This is a genomic window from Streptomyces thermodiastaticus (genome assembly GCF_014656135.1).
Lineage (GTDB): Bacteria > Actinomycetota > Actinomycetes > Streptomycetales > Streptomycetaceae > Streptomyces > Streptomyces thermodiastaticus.
Genome location: NZ_BNBV01000022.1, coordinates 63522 through 79768 on the forward strand (window position 1 = coordinate 63522; position 16247 = coordinate 79768).

Genomic DNA, 16247 nt, shown 5'->3' on the forward strand with positions numbered 1-16247 from the left:
AAGTTTCACCGTGACCACCACGACCGACCTGGTGTCGTACGAGGACGCGCTGGCGTCGTACGACCCCGTCATGGGCCTCGAGGTCCATGTCGAACTCGGCACCAAGACCAAGATGTTCTGCGGCTGTTCGACCGCGCCGGGCGCCGAGCCGAACAGCCACACCTGCCCGGTCTGCCTCGGCCTGCCCGGTGCGCTCCCGGTCGTCAACGCGACCGGCGTGGAGTCCGCCATCAAGATCGGCCTCGCCCTGAACTGCGAGATCGCCGAATGGTGCCGGTTCGCCCGGAAGAACTACTTCTATCCGGACATGCCGAAGAACTTCCAGACCTCCCAGTACGACGAGCCGATCGCCTTCAACGGCTACCTCGACGTGCAGCTGGAGGACGGCGAGGTCTTCCGCGTGGAGATCGAGCGCGCCCACATGGAGGAGGACACCGGCAAGTCGACGCACGTCGGCGGCGCCACCGGCCGTATCCACGGCGCCTCCCACTCCCTGCTGGACTACAACCGCGCCGGCATCCCGCTCATCGAGATCGTCACCAAGCCGATCGTGGGCGCCGGCGAACGCGCCCCCGAGGTCGCCAAGGCGTACGTCCGCGAGCTGCGCGAGGTCATCCGCGCCCTCGGCGTGTCCGAGGCCCGCATGGAGATGGGCCAGATGCGCTGCGACGTGAACCTGTCGCTCATGCCCAAGGGCGCGGACACTTTCGGCACCCGCAGCGAGACCAAGAACGTCAACTCGCTGCGCTCGGTGGAGCGCGCGGTGCGCTTCGAGATCCAGCGCCACGCGGCCGTCCTGTCCGGCGGCGGCACGGTCGTGCAGGAGACCCGCCACTTCCACGAGGACACCGGCTCCACGACCTCCGGCCGGGTCAAGGAGGAGGCCGAGGACTACCGGTACTTCCCCGAGCCGGACCTGGTACCGGTCGCCCCGTCCCGCGAGTGGGTCGAGGAGATCCGCTCCTCGCTGCCCGAGCTGCCGCTGGTGCGCCGCAACCGGCTGCGCGAGGAGTGGGAGATCTCCGGCACCGACATGCAGGCGATCCTCAACGCCGGCGCGCTGGACCTGATCGTCGCCACCATCGAGGCCGGGGCCGATGCCGCCTCCGCCCGCAAGTGGTGGATGGGCGAGCTGGCCCGCCAGGCCAACGAGTCCGGCAAGGCCCTGGACGAGCTGGCGATCACGCCGCGGCAGGTGGCGCGGATCACCGAGCTGGTCGCCAAGGGCGACCTCAACGACAAGCTGGCCCGCCAGGTCATCGAGGGCGTCCTCGCGGGCGAGGGCGGCCCGGACGAGGTGGTCGACAAGCGCGGCCTGAAGGTCGTCTCCGACGAGGGCGCGCTGACCGCCGCCGTCGACGAGGCCATCGCCGGCAACCCGGCCATCGCGGACAAGGTGCGCGGCGGCAAGGTCGCCGCGGCCGGCGCGCTGGTCGGCGCGGTGATGAAGGCCACGCGCGGCCAGGCCGACGCGGCCCGCGTCAAGGAGCTGATCCTGCAGAAGCTCGGCGTCGGCGAGGGCTGACCGGAGCGGACGACGCCCCAGGGCAGGGGGACGCATCGCGTGCGGTGCGTCCCCCCGCGCATGTCCGCGCCGCGCGGTCCGGCGGTACTCGGGGGCCCGGCGTTCGTCAAGAGCTTTCTCAGCAAGCGTCCGTACGCTGCCCGGCATGGAGACCACGACCGCGGACGCGACGACCACCGCAGACGACACCGCACCGACCACCACCGCCGGCGCCACCGGTACGCCGGACGAGACCGCCGGGGCCCCCGAGGCCGGGCAGCCCGGCGGGGCGGCCGAGGCCACCGGTGACGGCACCGGCGCCCCGGACGACGCCACCCCGGACAGCGCCGCCGACGCCCAGGAGGACACCAGGGAAGACACCGAGAGCGGGAAGCCCGGGCGGACCGGAGCCGGCCAGGGCGCCGGTGCCGTCGTCTCCGCGGCGCTCGGTGTGATCTCGCTCAGCGGCAGCTGGGTGGGGACCGTGGCCGGCGCCCGCGAACAGCTGATCGGCCAGCTGCGGACGTCCACCTCCGCGAGCGTCGCCAAGCAGCTCCAGGAGGTCTACGGCGACGCCTGGCACACCACCGCGGTGTGCGGCGGGCTGTTCGCGCTGCTCGCCCTCGTCGTCGGGGCGGCGGTGCTCGTCCGGCCCGCCTTCGGCACCCCGGGCCCGGCACAGGCGCCGTGGATCAGGTCGGTGTCCTGGGCCGGCGTCGTCCTCGGCGTGCTCGGCCTGCTGCTGGCCGTGCTGAAGTTCACCGACGCACTGCTCCCGCTGCCCTCCGCCTGAGCGGCCCCGGCCGGCAGCCCCCGCCGCACGGACGCACGGCCGGCGAACCCGGCGGCACCGGGCGGCGCGGGCGCCGCGCGCCGGCGTGGTGGCGCACACCGCGTGCCGGACCGCACCGGTGCCTTGTGGCGGACCCGCGTGCGATCCTCGACGCTGTGGAGTGCAGGTCCGTCAGCCCGGTGTTCGTCGGCCGTGCCGGTGAACTGGACACCCTGCACGGCGCGCTCGCCCGGGCCGGTGCGGGCTTGCCGCAGGCCGTCCTGATCGGCGGCGAGGCCGGCGTCGGCAAGACCCGGCTCGTCGAGGAGTTCACGGCCGCCGCCGCGCGCCGGGGAGCTGTCGTCGCGGCCGGCGGCTGCGTCGACACCGGCGCCGACGCCCTGCCGTTCACCCCCTTCGTCTCCGCCCTGCGCGCGCTGCGCCGGGCCCTGCCCGAGGACTTCGCCGCCGCGGCCGTCGGCCGGGAGGACGAACTGGCCCGGCTGCTGCCCGAAGCGGGCCCGCAACCCGACACGCCGCGCACGGGCCGGCACGGCGAGGAGGGCACGGCCCGGCTGTACGAGCTGACGGCCCGTCTGCTGGAGCGGACCGCCGCGCGGCACACCGTCGTCCTCGCCCTGGAGGACCTGCACTGGGCCGACGCCTCCACCCGGCACCTGCTGTCGTACCTCCTGCGCACCCCGCACACCGGCCGCCTGCTGATCCTGGCCGCCTACCGCTCGGACATGCCCCGCCGCCACCCGCTGCGCCCCCTGCTGGCCGAACTGGACCGGCTGCGCGGCGTGCGGCACCTCCGGCTCCCCCGCTTCACCCGGAGGAGACCGCCCGCCGGCTCGCCGGCGTCCTGGGCGCCGCACCGGACGCCGCCCTCGTCGACGAGATCTTCGAACGCAGCGACGGCAACGCCTTCTTCGTCGAGGAACTCGCCGTCGCCGCCCGCGAGCAACGCCGCACCGGCCTGAGCGACTCGCTGCGCGACCTGCTCCTGGTCCGCGTCGACGCGCTGCCCGCCCCGGCGCACGACGTCGTGCGCCTGGCCGCCGAGGGCGGCGCCACCGCCGGGCACCGGCTGCTGGCCGCCGCGGCCGGGCTCGCCGAGGACGACCTCGACGAGGCGCCGCGCAGTGCGGTGGACGCCGGCATCCTCGTCACCGCGCCCGCCGGGGACGGCTACCGCTTCCGGCACTCCCTGGTCCGCGAGGCCGTCGCCGGCGATCTGCTGCCCGCGAACGGACCCGCCTCAACCGCCGTTACGCGCGGGCACTTCAGGCCGACCCCACGCTCGTGCCGGACGGCGAGGCGTCGTACGGCTGGCCGGCCACTGGTACCGCGCCCACGATCCCGCCCGGGCGCTGCCCGCCGTCCTGGCCGCCGCGTCCGCGGCCCGCGCCCGCCACGCCTACGGCGAGCGACTACGGTGGCTGCAGCGGGCGATGGAACTGCGGGACACCACCCCCGAGGAGGTGCGCCGGCGGCTGCGGACCGACGACGGCACCGGCACCCGCCCGCCCTGCGGCGCCCGGCCCGCGACCCGCCCCCCGGACCTTGTGGACCTGATGGCCGGGGCCGCGGTCGCGGGCCGCCTGTGCGGCGAGCGGGAGCGCGCCCTGGAGAGCACCGAACGGGCGCTGCACCTGCTGGAGAAGGACCACGACCCCCTGCGCGCCGCCTGGTTCTGGGTGCAGCGCTCCCGGCTGGTGCGGGACGGGGCGCAGGGCGACGGCCGGGCGGAACTGGCCCGCGCCCAGGAGCTGGTGCGCGGACTGCCGCCGTCCGGGGTGCACGCCGATGTGCTCGCCGACGTCGCCGGCTGGTCCATGGTGCACGCCCCCGGTCCCGAGGCGTTCCGCGCCGCCGAGCACGCCGTGCGGTACGCGCGGATGCTGGGCCTGCGGGAGACCGAGCTGTCCGCCCGCCTCACCCTCGGCGGGCTCCTGGTCCACTCCGGTGACGTGGAGGCGGGCCTGGCCGTGATGTACGAGGTCAACAGGCGCAGCGTGGAGGAGGGGCCGGCCACGGTCGCCGGGCGTTCCTTCGCCGTGCTCTGCGGCGAACTGCAGGCCGTGGGCCGCTCCCGGGAGGCGATCGCGCTGCTGGAGCAGGGGCATCGCCCATACACGCGACCGCGGACTGCTCGACGAGGAGGCCCGGTTGCGGGGCAGCCTCGCCGACTGCTCCGGACCGAGGGGCGCGACGACCCCGGCACCTGGGCGTTGCTGGTCGCCGCCTTCGAGACGCTGGACCGCCCCTGGGACCTCGCCCGGCTCCGCTGCCGCCTGGCCGAGTCCCTGCTCGCCGGCGGGGAGGAGCAGCGTCCGCGCGCCGCGGAACTGCTCCGCCTGGCACGCGCCGTCGCCGAGCACCTGGGCGCCCGCCCGCTCGCCGACACCGTCGACGAGGTCGCCCGGCGCGGCCGCCTGTCCCTGACCTGTGCCACGCGGCAGGGTGCCGACCCCGCCGGGAGGCTGGGCCTGACCGGCCGGGAACGCGAGGTGCTGCGCCTGGTGTCGCTGGGCCGCACCAACCGCCAGATCGCCCAGGAGCTGTTCATCTCCCCGAAGACGGCCAGCGTGCACGTCTCCAACATCCTGGCCGAACTCGCCGTCTCCAGCCGCGGCGAGGCGGCGGCGGTGGCCCACCGGCTGGGGCTGTTCGACCGGGACACCGGGGACCGGCCGGCGGCACGGTGCTGGACCGTGTCCGGACAGTCCCGTCCGCCGCCCGGCACGCACCGCGCTGTCCCCGGGACGCCGGTGACACCGCCTAGGAGACCCGCAGCTCCAGGATCCGGTCGTCGCCCTTCTTCGGCTCGCCCCGGCCGTCGGTGGCGCTGGTGACCAGCCACAGCCTGTCGTCGCCCGCCGGGGCCACCGTGCGCAGCCGGCCGTAGGTCTTCGTGAGGAACGCCTGGGGAGTCGCGGCCGCCCGCGTGCCGTCCAGCGGGATGCGCCACAGGCGTTCGCCTCGCAGACTTGCCATCCACACCGAGCCCCGCACCAGGGCGATGCCGCTCGGGGAGGCGACGTCCGTGTGCCACTGGGCCACCGGGTCCCGGTACCCGCTGCGACGGGCCGTGCCCTCGACCACCGGCCAGCCGTAGTTGCCGCCCGGCGCGATCGCGTTCAGCTCGTCCCAGGTGTCCTGGCCGAACTCCGAGGCGAACAGCCGCTGCTTGCCGTCCCAGGCCAGGCCCTGCACATTGCGGTGGCCCCAGCTGTAGACGGGGGAGCCGGGGAAGGGGTTGCCGGGGGCGGGCTCGCCCTCGGGGGTCAGGCGCAGGATCTTGCCGCCCAGGGACGCCTTGTCCTGGGACAGGCCGCGCCGCCCGCTCTCGCCCGTGCCGGCGTACAGCATCCCGTCCGGGCCGAAGGCGATCCGGCCGCCGTTGTGGATGAAGCCCTTGGGGATCCCCTTGAAGACCGTGTCCGGCGCGCCCAGCTGCCGGCCGGCCGGTTTCGCCTGGTCGTACCGCATCCGCACGATGCGGTTGTCCGACGCCGAGGTGAAGTAGGCGTAGATCATGCGGTCGTCGGCGAAGTGCGGGGAGAGCGCGATGCCGAGCAGGCCGCCCTCGCCCTCCGGCCTCACTCCGGGGACCGTGCCCAGCTCCGTCTTCCGCCCGGTCTGCGGGTCCACCCGGGTGATCGTCGCCTCGTCCCGGGAGGAGACGAGCAGCGCGCCGTCGGGCAGCTCGGCCAGGCCCCACGGGGAGCGCAGGCCCTGCGCCACCGTGCGCAGCACCGCCACCGACCCCTTGGCCGGCGCGTCGCTCACCCGTTCGGAGGGCGACGGTGCGGCGGCGGTACGGCTCGGCACTCCGCCGCTCCCCCCGTCGGGTGAGGACCCGCCCGAGGAGCAGCCCGCCAGCAGCAGCACGGCGGCGGCCAGTGCACCTGTCACAGCTCGGCGTTGCTGCACGATCCCGTCCCTTCGTCGCGGGGGCGTGTGTCCCGATCGCACCGCCCATGCCCTCCAGGGTCGCGCCCCGAGGCGGACACCGCCACGCACCTAGTCACCCGGACGGTCAGTCCCACGACCCCCGTGCCGGCGGCAGCCGCCGCAGCTCCTGAAGGTCCTCGGGCGTCAGGCGCAGCCCGGCCGCGGCCGCGTTCTCCTCGGCCCAGCAGGCCTGCTTGGTGCCCGGAATCGGGATCACGTGCGGCCCCTGGGCCAGCACCCAGGCCAGGGCCACCTGCGCCGGGGTGACCTCCTCGCCGTGGCGGGCGGCCACCCGGCGCAGCCCGGCGACGATCGGCTGATTGGCCGCCATCATCTCGGCGGTGAACCGCGGGTGCCGGGCCCGCAGATCGTCCGGCTCGAAGCCCTGGCCGGGGGTGAGCGTGCCGGTCAGGAACCCGTTGCCGAGCGGCATCGCCGCCAGGAAACCGATCCCGCGCGCCGTGCACCAGGGCAGCAGCGAGCCGAGCGCCTCCGGCGACCACACCGAAAGCTCGGCCTCCACCGCGCTCACCGGGAAGACCTGCTGCACGCGTTCCAGTTGCCGGATCGTGGTGTCGAACAGCCCCGCCCCGGGCCGCCGCTCACCGCGCACGCCCACGGCGCACAGACCCAGCGCGCGCACCTTCCCGGCCCGCACCAGCTCCGCCATCGCCCCCCAGGTCTCCTCGACGGGCACCTCGGGGTCGGCACGGTGCAGCTGGTACAGGTCGATCACGTCCGTCTGCAGCCGCCGCAGCGACGCGTCGCAGGCCCGCCGGACGTATCCGGGCCGCCCGTTGGCCACGATGTGCTGCTCGCCCACCAGCAGGCCCACCTTGGTCGAGACGAAGGCCTCCGAGCGCCGCTGCCTGAGCACCCGCCCGAGGAGCAGCTCGTTGGTGAACGGGCCGTACATGTCGGCCGTGTCCAGCAGAGTCGAGCCCAGGTCCAGGGCGCGGTGCACCGTCCTGAGCGACTCCGCGCCCTGCTGCCGCGACGTGCTGTAGGCCCAGCTCATCGGCATGCACCCGAGTCCCACGGCCCCCACCGCGAGTGCCGTCGCGCCGATCGTCCTGCGCTCCACCTCGCCGCAATCCTCCCTCGCCTGCGCAGCACCAACCTAACCTCCGGCCCCTTCCCGCCTGGCATAGCCTCCTGTCATGACTGGTGACGTGTGGCTGCCCATACCGCCCGAGGAGATCGCGGCGCTCCCCGAGGGTTTCGACTACCTGTTCTGGAACGGGGGAGAGGACGGCACGCAGGAGTATCCCGGCGATCCGGCCGACTGCGTGTTCTACGTCGTGCCCTACATGACCCCCGCCGAGATCGTCCTGCGCCCGATGCCCCGCATGACCTCGGTGCGCGTGGTGCAGACGCTGACCGCCGGCACCGACCATGTCGAGCCCGGCTTGAAGGACCTCCCGCCCGGCGCGCGTCTGTGCAACGCGCGCGGCGTGCACGACGCGAGCACCGCGGAACTGGCGCTCACCCTGATACTCGCCTCCCTGCGGGGCGTTCCCGGCGCGGTGCGCGCCCAGGACCGCGGCGAGTGGCTGGGGGGCTTCCGGCCCGCGCTGGCCGACAGGAACGTCCTCGTCGTCGGGTACGGCTCGATCGGGGCCGCCATCGAGGACCGGCTCGCGCCGTTCGAGGTCGCGCGGGTGACGCGCGTGGCGCGCTCCGGGCGCACTACCGCGCGCGGTCCGGTGCATCCGCTCACCGAGCTCCCCGCTCTGCTTCCGGACGCCGACGTCGTCGTCCTCTCCACGCCCTTGACAGACGCCACGCGCCACCTGGTCGACGCCGGCTTCCTCGCCCGCATGAAGGACGGCGCGCTCCTGGTCAACGTCGCGCGCGGCGCCGTCGTCGACACCGAGGCGCTGCTGGCCGAGCTGGAACGCGGCCGGATCACCGCCGCCCTGGACGTCACCGACCCCGAGCCGCTGCCCGCGGACCATCCCCTCTGGCACGCACCCGGCGTGCTGATCACCCCGCACGTGGGCGGCGCCACCTCCGCCTTCCGGCCCCGCGCGGAGCGGCTGCTGGTGGACCAGTTGACGCGTTTTCTGCACCAGGAGCCGCTCGCCAACGTGGTGTTCACGACGGGCCCGGCCTGATCCGGGTGGCAGGCGCCGCCCCGCCCGGGCGGCGGCGCCGCGTCCGCGCGCGCCGCGGCCGGGTGCCCGCATCGCCTCGTCACGCAGAGTAGACGAACTATGTCCCTGAGTGACGGTCCTGGTGTATCGTCCCCGACAGGGACTGCGCCGCGACGGATCGGCGCCGGGGACGGACATCTCGAACTGCGAGGGGGGCGACGGGCGATGCACGGCCTAGGGACCAACCATCCGACGCGGCGGGGCCGCCATCACAGGCCCTGGCACGCGGCCGCACGCAGGCGCGGCCACCATGGCGGTCGGCACACCCGCCGGGGCGGACTGCCGCACTGTCACGGCCGTCCCGCGCGCTACAGCCATCATCAGCACCGCCGGCCGGGCGGCCGCAGGAGGCACACGGCCCACCGCGACGCGCCGGAGCCGGTGGCACCCACCGGAGGGGTCCGGTGAGTCCCCCGACCTCCGCCGGCACCACGTTCGACGCCGCGGTCGGCGGCCGCTCCGGGGCACAGGCGCCCCCGCTCGGGAAACGGGCCGCCGCCGGCCGCGCACGCCGGCTGGTACCGCAGCTCGCCCTGGCGCTGATCTGCGCCGGCTATGCCGTCGGCTCCGCCTGTGCCTGGGGATCCCCGCGAGTCGCGCGGATCATGGGCGACTTCGGCCTGGCGGCCGCGGCCGGCACCGCCGCCGTGTCCTGCGTGCTGTACGCCCGGGACCGCCGCGTCCGCTTCCGCTCCGCCTGGCTGCTGTTCGCCGCCTCGCAGGCGATGGTGTCGCTGGGCAACGCGGTCTGGGGCTGGTACGAGGTCGTCCTCGACCGGCGGGTGCCCCACCCCAGTTACGCCGACCTGTTCTACCTCTGCTTCGCGCCGCCCGCGATCATCGGCCTGCTGGTGCTCGCCAAACGGCCGGTGACCAAGGCCGGATGGGTGTGCCTGGCGCTGGACGCCTGGCTGATCGGCGGCTCGCTGCTCACCCTGTCGTGGAGCCTCGCCCTGGCCCAGGCCGCCGCGCTCGACGGGCCGAGCGTCGCCCACACCGCACTGTCGCTGGCGTACCCGCTGCTCGACATCGCCCTGGTGAGCATGGTGCTCGCGCTGCACTTCGGCCGCACCCCCGGAAACCGCACCGCGGTGAACACCGCGATCGGCGGTCTGGCCCTGACCGTGGTGAGCGACGCCCTGTTCACCTCCCCGCTGCTGCACCACAGCTACCGGTCCGGGCAGCTGCTCGACGCCGGCTGGTTCGCCGGCTCGCTGCTGCTGGCGTACGCCCCGTGGGTCACCCGCCGGTCCGCCGCCCAGGCCAGCGAACAGCACGACCGGGACGGCACCGGCACCCCGTGCGCCGCGCTCGGCACGGCCGCGGCCCTCCCGTGGCAGCCGGACGGCCATCAGGCACCGCCCCGCCGGGACGAGGGCCACGCGCGTGACCACACCGACGACCCTCCGGGAGACCACACCGGCACCCCCGCACCGGACCGGGGGGACACGCATCCGCGCGACGGGGACGGCCGCACGCCCGAGGCCGACGGCCACGCGCCCGCGGAGCCCGAGCAGGAGCCCGGACACCGCGCCGCACCGTTGTGCGGGGACCACGGTCTGCCGTCCGTGCCGGGCGGCGACCACGACCGCTATCCGGCGGGCCGGCCCATCGCCGGCTCCCTGGCCGCCCTCACCCCGTACCTCGCGGCCGCCGTGTGCACGCTGGGGATCCTCTACAACGTGCTCAACGGTCGCAGCGTGGACCGGGTCGTGCTGATCACCGCGGGCGCCGTGGTGCTCGCCCTCGTGGTGCGACAGGGCATCATGCTGCTGGACAACATCAGCCTCACCCAGGAACTGGCCGAGAAGGAGAACCACTTCCGCTCCCTGGTGCAGGGCTCCAGCGACGTCATCATGATCGCCGCACCCAACGGCGTCCTGCGCTACGTCTCCCCGGCCGCCGCCGGGGTGTACGGACGGCCGGCGGAGGAACTGGTCGGCACCGAGCTGGCCAGTCTCATCCATCCCGAGGACCTCGGCTGCGTCGTGCACGAGGTGCGCCGATTCCTCGTCGCCGGCCCGCAGGAGGAGCCCACCACCCGCATCGAGTGCCGCTTCCGCTCCGGCGACGGCGGCTGGCTCAACGTCGAGTCGACCATCAACCGCCACCGCGGCGGCCTGATCTTCAACAGCCGGGACGTCACCGAGCGGGTGCGCCTGCAGGCACAGCTGCAGCACAACGCCGAGCACGACCCGCTCACCGACCTGCCCAACCGCGTCCTGTTCACCAAGCGGGTGCAGCAGGCCCTGTCCGGCCGCCGCTCCACCGACCACGGCACCGCCGTGCTCTTCATCGACCTGGACGGCTTCAAGGCCGTCAACGACACGATCGGGCACCAGGCCGGGGACGAACTGCTCGTCCAGGCCGCCCGCAGACTGCAGGACGCGGTACGCCAGGGCGACACCGCCTCGCGGCTGGGCGGCGACGAGTTCGCCGCGCTCATCCTCGGGGACGGCACCAGCGACCGCAGAGCCCGCGAAGGGCACATCCTGGAGCTCGCCGACCGCCTCAGGGTGACCCTCTCGCAGCCGTACACCATCGACGGCAACGATGTCCGCGTCGCCGCCTCCATCGGCGTCGCCTTCGCCGAGCCGGGCCTCGGAGCGGGAGAGCTGCTGCGCAACGCCGACCTGGCGATGTACCGGGCGAAAGCCGCGGGCAAGGGCCGCGTCGAGCTGTACAAGCCGCAGATGCAGCAGGACGTCGTCTGCAAGGCGCAACTGGCCGGAAGACTCCGGGCCGCCCTGCACGACGGCGAGTTCACCCTGCTGCACCAGCCCGTGGTGGACCTGGCCGACGGCCGGATCGTCTCGGTCGCCGCCCAGGCCCGCTGGCGCTCCGCCCAGGGGGTGCTGTTCACCCCCGCCGAGTTCCTCCGGGTCTCCGAGGACAGCGACAAGACGGCCGAACTGGGCCGCTGGGTGCTGGAACAGGCCATCAGGCAGGCCGCGGAACGCGCCCGGGACGGCCTGAGCGTGCCCGTGGTCGTGCGGATGGGCGCCCGGCGCCTGTCCGAGCGCTCCCTGCCGCCCGGCACCGTGGAGTCGCTGCTGACCCAGCACGGGCTGCCCTCCGACGCCCTGGTGATCGAACTGTCCGACACCGACCCACGGGTCCCGCTGGACGAGCTGGAACGGCGGCTGTCCGCCCTGCGCCGGCTCGGCGTGCGGATCGCCCTGGACGGCTTCGGCAGCGGCCACGGCGCCATCACCGCCCTGAGGAAACTGCCCGTCGACATCCTCAAGCTCGACCGCGGGCTGGTGCAGGGCGTCGTCGAGTCCGCCCGGCTGCACAAGATCACCAGCGGGCTGCTGCGCATCGCCGGCGACCTCGGACTGCAGTCCGTGGCCGACGGCGTCGACCTGCCCGAGCAGGTCGTCGCCCTGCGTGCGATGGGCTGCACCCACGGGCAGGGCATGGCGTTCTCCGGACCGCTGGAGGAGTACCGGCTGCGCCGGGCGCTCGGCACGGGCCCCTACACCGTGCCGCACGGCCCGGCCGAACCGGCGCTGGCCGCGGGGGTGCGCGACGCGGAGGGACATGTCGGCGTCGACGGCGGCACGGCCGCGCGCCGGCCCGAAGGGCTGAGCACGGTCGTGGCGTCACCGCCGACCATGGCCCCCCGGAGGTGAGCCGGCCGCGCGGCTCCGGCGGCCGGCTCACCCCCTGCGGTACGGCGGTGGGCGAGCCGTGCCCGCCGGCGTGTCCCACGGCGCCTCATCACCCGTTCGTGGCAGGACAGAGCCCCCTTCGCCCATATCGTGAGACGCCTGTCCCACCCACTTGACACCGGGTGCGCGGCGGCGAGAGGGTCAATGCCATGCGCACCCGAATTCTCGTACTTGGACAGCGCGTCGGCTGAGCCGGGACCCACCGGAGATCCCTCCGGAAACTCCGGTGACCCCCCCGACGCGCTCCCCTCGCTTGCCCTGCGGCACGAGGGGTTTTTTGTTGCACGGGCATCTGCCGCACCGCAGCCGAACGTCGTGCGAACCTGGCGAAAGCCGTATCGCACACCCCCGCACACACCTCAGCATCGAGAAGAGAACGCCGATGACCGAGCAGGCCACCGGGGCCCATCATCCGCAGCCGCGGCCCCGAACCTCAGGACAGCCGTCCGCGCCCGTCGAGCACGTCACGGGTGCGCAGTCCCTCATTCGCTCTCTCGAGGAGGTCGGCGCCGACACCGTCTTCGGTATCCCCGGCGGTGCGATCCTTCCCGCGTACGACCCGCTGATGGACTCCACCCGGGTGCGGCACGTCCTCGTCCGGCACGAGCAGGGCGCCGGTCACGCGGCCACCGGCTACGCGCAGGCCACCGGCAAGGTCGGTGTCTGCATGGCCACCTCCGGCCCCGGCGCCACCAACCTGGTCACGCCGATCGCCGACGCGCACATGGACTCCGTGCCGCTGGTCGCGATCACCGGCCAGGTCGCCTCCTCCTCGATCGGCACCGACGCCTTCCAGGAGGCGGACATCGTCGGCATCACCATGCCGGTCACCAAGCACAACTTCCTGGTCACCGAGGCCAAGGACATCCCCAGGGTGATCGCCGAGGCCTTCCACATCGCCTCCACCGGCCGCCCCGGCCCGGTCCTGGTCGACATCGCCAAGGACGCCCTGCAGGCGAAGACGACCTTCTCCTGGCCCCCGGTGCTGGACCTGCCCGGCTACCGGCCCGTCACCAAGCCGCACGCCAAGCAGATCCGCGAGGCGGCCCGGCTCATCACCGCCGCCAAACGCCCCGTCTTCTACGTCGGCGGCGGCGTGCTCAAGGCCGGCGCCACCGCCGAGCTGAAGATGCTGGCGGAGCTGACCGGAGCGCCCGTCACCACCACCCTGATGGCGCTCGGCGCGTTCCCCGACAGCCATCCGCTGCACGTGGGCATGCCCGGCATGCACGGCAGCGTCACCGCGGTCACCGCGCTGCAGAAGGCCGACCTGATCATCGCCCTCGGCGCCCGCTTCGACGACCGCGTCACCGGCCGGCTGGACAGCTTCGCCCCGCACGCCAAGGTCATCCACGCCGACATCGACCCGGCCGAGATCGGCAAGAACCGCGAGGCCGACGTGCCGATCGTCGGTGACGCCCGCGAGGTGCTGGCGGACCTGGTCCAGGCGGTGCAGAAGGAGCACGCCGAGGGCCGCGAGGGCGACTACAGCGCCTGGTGGAAGGACCTGGACCGCTGGCGCGGCACCTATCCGCTCGGCTACGACCAGCCCGAGGACGGCTCGCTGTCCCCGCAGGCGGTCATCGAGCGCATCGGACAGCTCGCCCCCGAGGGCACGATCTTCGCGGCCGGCGTCGGCCAGCACCAGATGTGGGCGGCGCACTTCATCCAGCACGACACCCCCGGCACCTGGCTGAACTCCGGCGGCGCCGGGACCATGGGCTACGCCGTCCCGGCCGCGATGGGCGCCAAGGCCGGCCGTCCCGAGAGGACCGTCTGGGCCATCGACGGCGACGGCTGCTTCCAGATGACCAATCAGGAGCTGACCACCTGCGCCCTGAACAACATCCCCATCAAGGTCGCCGTCATCAACAACGGCGCCCTGGGGATGGTCCGTCAGTGGCAGACGCTGTTCTACAACCAGCGCTACTCCAACACCGTCCTGCACTCCGGCCCGGACGACGTCAACCCCGAGGCCCGCGGCACCCGCGTCCCCGACTTCGTGAAGCTGGCCGAGGCGATGGGCTGCCACGCGCTGCGCTGCGAGCGGCCCGAGGACCTGGACAAGGTCATCGAGGAGGCGAACGCCATCGACGACCGGCCCGTCGTCGTGGACTTCATCGTCCACGAGGACGCCATGGTGTGGCCGATGGTCGCCGCCGGCACCTCCAACGACGAGATCATGGCGGCCCGGGACGTGCGACCCGACTTCGGCGACACCGAGGACGACTGAGAGCACCGGGACACCCGAGGACTTCAGGAAGGTACGACCGACATGTCCACCAAGCACACGCTCTCGGTCCTGGTCGAGAACACCCCCGGCATCCTGGCGCGGATCGCCGCCCTGTTCTCCCGCCGCGGCTTCAACATCGACTCGCTCGCGGTCGGCGTGACCGAGCACCCCGACATCTCCCGCATCACCATCGTGGTCAGTGTCGAGGACCTGCCGCTGGAGCAGGTGACCAAGCAGCTCAACAAGCTCGTCAACGTGCTCAAGATCGTCGAGCTGGATCCCGCCCAGGCCGTCCAGCGCGAACTCGTCCTGGTGAAGGTGCGCGCCGACAACGAGACGCGCTCCCAGATCGTCGAGATCGTGCAGCTCTTCCGCGCCAAGACGGTCGACGTCTCCCCGGAGGCGGTGACCGTGGAGGCCACCGGGTCCAGCGACAAGCTGTCGGCCATGCTCCGCATGCTCGAACCGTTCGGCATCAAGGAGCTGGTCCAGTCCGGCACCATTGCGATCGGACGCGGCGCCCGTTCGATCACGGACCGTTCACTGCGCGCCCTCGACCGGTCGGCCTGACGGCACGACCCAGCGAGTCCGTCCCTCTGACGACGCATCCGGGCGGCCGGCGCACACCCCGGCCGCCCGCATACCGAGACCTCCGGACCCCTGTCCGCCCACCGGCATACGGTGGGACGCACAACCCGCACATCAAGGAGAGAACACAAGTGGCCGAGCTGTTCTACGACGCTGACGCCGACCTGTCCATCATCCAGGGCCGCAAGGTCGCGGTCATCGGCTACGGCAGCCAGGGCCACGCCCACGCGCTGTCGCTGCGCGACTCCGGCGTGGACGTCCGGGTGGGTCTGCACGAGGGCTCCAAGTCCAAGGCCAAGGCCGAGGAGCAGGGCCTGCGGGTGGTCACGCCCGCCGAGGCCGCCGCCGAGGCCGACGTCATCATGATCCTGGTCCCGGACCCGATCCAGGCCCAGGTCTACGAGGAGTCCATCGCCCCGAACCTGAAGGACGGCGACGCCCTGTTCTTCGGCCACGGCTTCAACATCCGCTTCGGCCTGATCAAGCCCCCGGCCGGCGTGGACGTCTGCATGGTCGCCCCGAAGGGCCCGGGCCACCTGGTGCGCCGTCAGTACGAGGAGGGCCGCGGCGTCCCCTGCATCGTCGCGGTCGAGCAGGACGCCTCGGGCAACGGCTTCGCGCTGGCGCTGTCCTACGCCAAGGCCATCGGCGGCACCCGGGCCGGCGTCATCAAGACCACCTTCACCGAGGAGACCGAGACCGACCTGTTCGGTGAGCAGGCCGTGCTGTGCGGCGGCACCGCCGCCCTGGTGAAGGCCGGCTTCGAGACCCTGGTCGAGGCGGGCTACCAGCCGGAGATCGCCTACTTCGAGTGCCTGCACGAGCTGAAGCTGATCGTCGACCTGATGTACGAGGGCGGCCTGGAGAAGATGCGCTGGTCGATCTCCGAGACCGCCGAGTGGGGCGACTACGTCAGCGGCCCGCGCATCGTCACCGACGCAACCAAGGCCGAGATGAAGAAGATCCTGTCCGAGATCCAGGACGGTTCCTTCGCCCGGGCCTGGATGGACGAGTACCACGGCGGTCTGAAGAAGTACAACGAGTACAAGAAGCAGGACTCCGAGCACCTGCTGGAGACCACCGGCAAGGAGCTGCGCAAGCTCATGAGCTGGGTGAACGAGGAGGCGTAAGCCTCGCCCGCGCGGGGCCGGAGCATCGCTCCGGCCCCTTTTGCCGCCTGCCAGGGGGTACCGTCGACAGCGACGGGGTGTGCGGCATTGTCCACCCAGTCCAGCCACGGACGGGTGATCCTTCCGCAGCGGCGCACTGCGACGCGCCCGGCGCCACTACACTGCAGAAGAACAACGCGTCAGGCCCACAGCGTCGTGCGTCTTCCACGCGGTAGCCCCCCTCCTCCGCC

Annotated in this window: 9 protein-coding genes and 1 pseudogene; 8 read left to right on the top strand and 2 right to left on the bottom strand. The window is 73.3% G+C overall.

Annotated elements, in window-relative coordinates; all coding sequences use genetic code 11:
- The first annotated feature begins 10 nt into the window (after positions 1–10).
- The 3 genes and pseudogenes from gatB to IE286_RS19605 all read left to right on the top strand — a co-directional run bounded on the left by gatB (position 11) and on the right by IE286_RS19605 (position 5134).
- Positions 11–1525: an Asp-tRNA(Asn)/Glu-tRNA(Gln) amidotransferase subunit GatB gene (gatB, locus tag IE286_RS19595; RefSeq protein WP_189798076.1), complete on the top strand. Its 1515-nt coding sequence runs from the start codon at positions 11–13 to the stop codon at positions 1523–1525.
- A gap of 145 nt (positions 1526–1670) precedes the next feature.
- Entirely contained in the window at positions 1671–2297 is a 627-nt protein-coding gene (locus IE286_RS19600; protein ID WP_189798077.1) for a hypothetical protein, read from the top strand.
- 143 nt (positions 2298–2440) lie between these two features.
- Positions 2441–5134: pseudogene (locus tag IE286_RS19605) on the top strand (ATP-binding protein).
- On the opposite strand, the gene IE286_RS19610 reads toward IE286_RS19605, so the two are convergent.
- The gene (locus IE286_RS19610; protein ID WP_189798078.1) at positions 5061–6197 is read right to left on the bottom strand and encodes a PQQ-dependent sugar dehydrogenase; all 1137 of its coding nucleotides are present in this window, start codon (positions 6195–6197) and stop codon (positions 5061–5063) included. The pseudogene IE286_RS19605 and the gene IE286_RS19610 overlap by 74 nt on opposite strands.
- Before the next feature lie 124 nt (positions 6198–6321).
- Positions 6322–7320 carry an aldo/keto reductase gene (locus IE286_RS19615; protein ID WP_189798079.1) on the bottom strand — a complete coding sequence of 333 codons (999 nt, stop codon included), beginning with the start codon at positions 7318–7320 and terminating at the stop codon, positions 6322–6324.
- 76 nt (positions 7321–7396) lie between these two features.
- Between IE286_RS19615 and IE286_RS19620 the strand changes: the two genes are divergently transcribed.
- From IE286_RS19620 to ilvC, 5 genes are all read left to right on the top strand, one after another.
- Positions 7397–8353: a 2-hydroxyacid dehydrogenase gene (locus IE286_RS19620; RefSeq protein WP_189798080.1), complete on the top strand. Its 957-nt coding sequence runs from the start codon at positions 7397–7399 to the stop codon at positions 8351–8353.
- Between the two features lie 443 nt (positions 8354–8796).
- Positions 8797–12027, top strand: a complete 3231-nt coding sequence (locus IE286_RS19625; protein WP_189798081.1) for a putative bifunctional diguanylate cyclase/phosphodiesterase — start codon at positions 8797–8799, stop codon at positions 12025–12027.
- Between the two features lie 421 nt (positions 12028–12448).
- Entirely contained in the window at positions 12449–14299 is a 1851-nt protein-coding gene (locus IE286_RS19630) for an acetolactate synthase large subunit (protein WP_189798082.1), read from the top strand.
- A 42-nt stretch (positions 14300–14341) separates the two neighbouring features.
- Positions 14342–14869 (top strand): acetolactate synthase small subunit, encoded by a 528-nt coding sequence (gene ilvN / locus IE286_RS19635; protein WP_125496198.1) that lies wholly within the window; start codon positions 14342–14344, stop codon positions 14867–14869.
- A 149-nt stretch (positions 14870–15018) separates the two neighbouring features.
- Positions 15019–16017, top strand: a complete 999-nt coding sequence (gene ilvC / locus IE286_RS19640; protein ID WP_189798083.1) for a ketol-acid reductoisomerase — start codon at positions 15019–15021, stop codon at positions 16015–16017.
- The last annotated feature ends 230 nt before the right edge of the window (positions 16018–16247 follow it).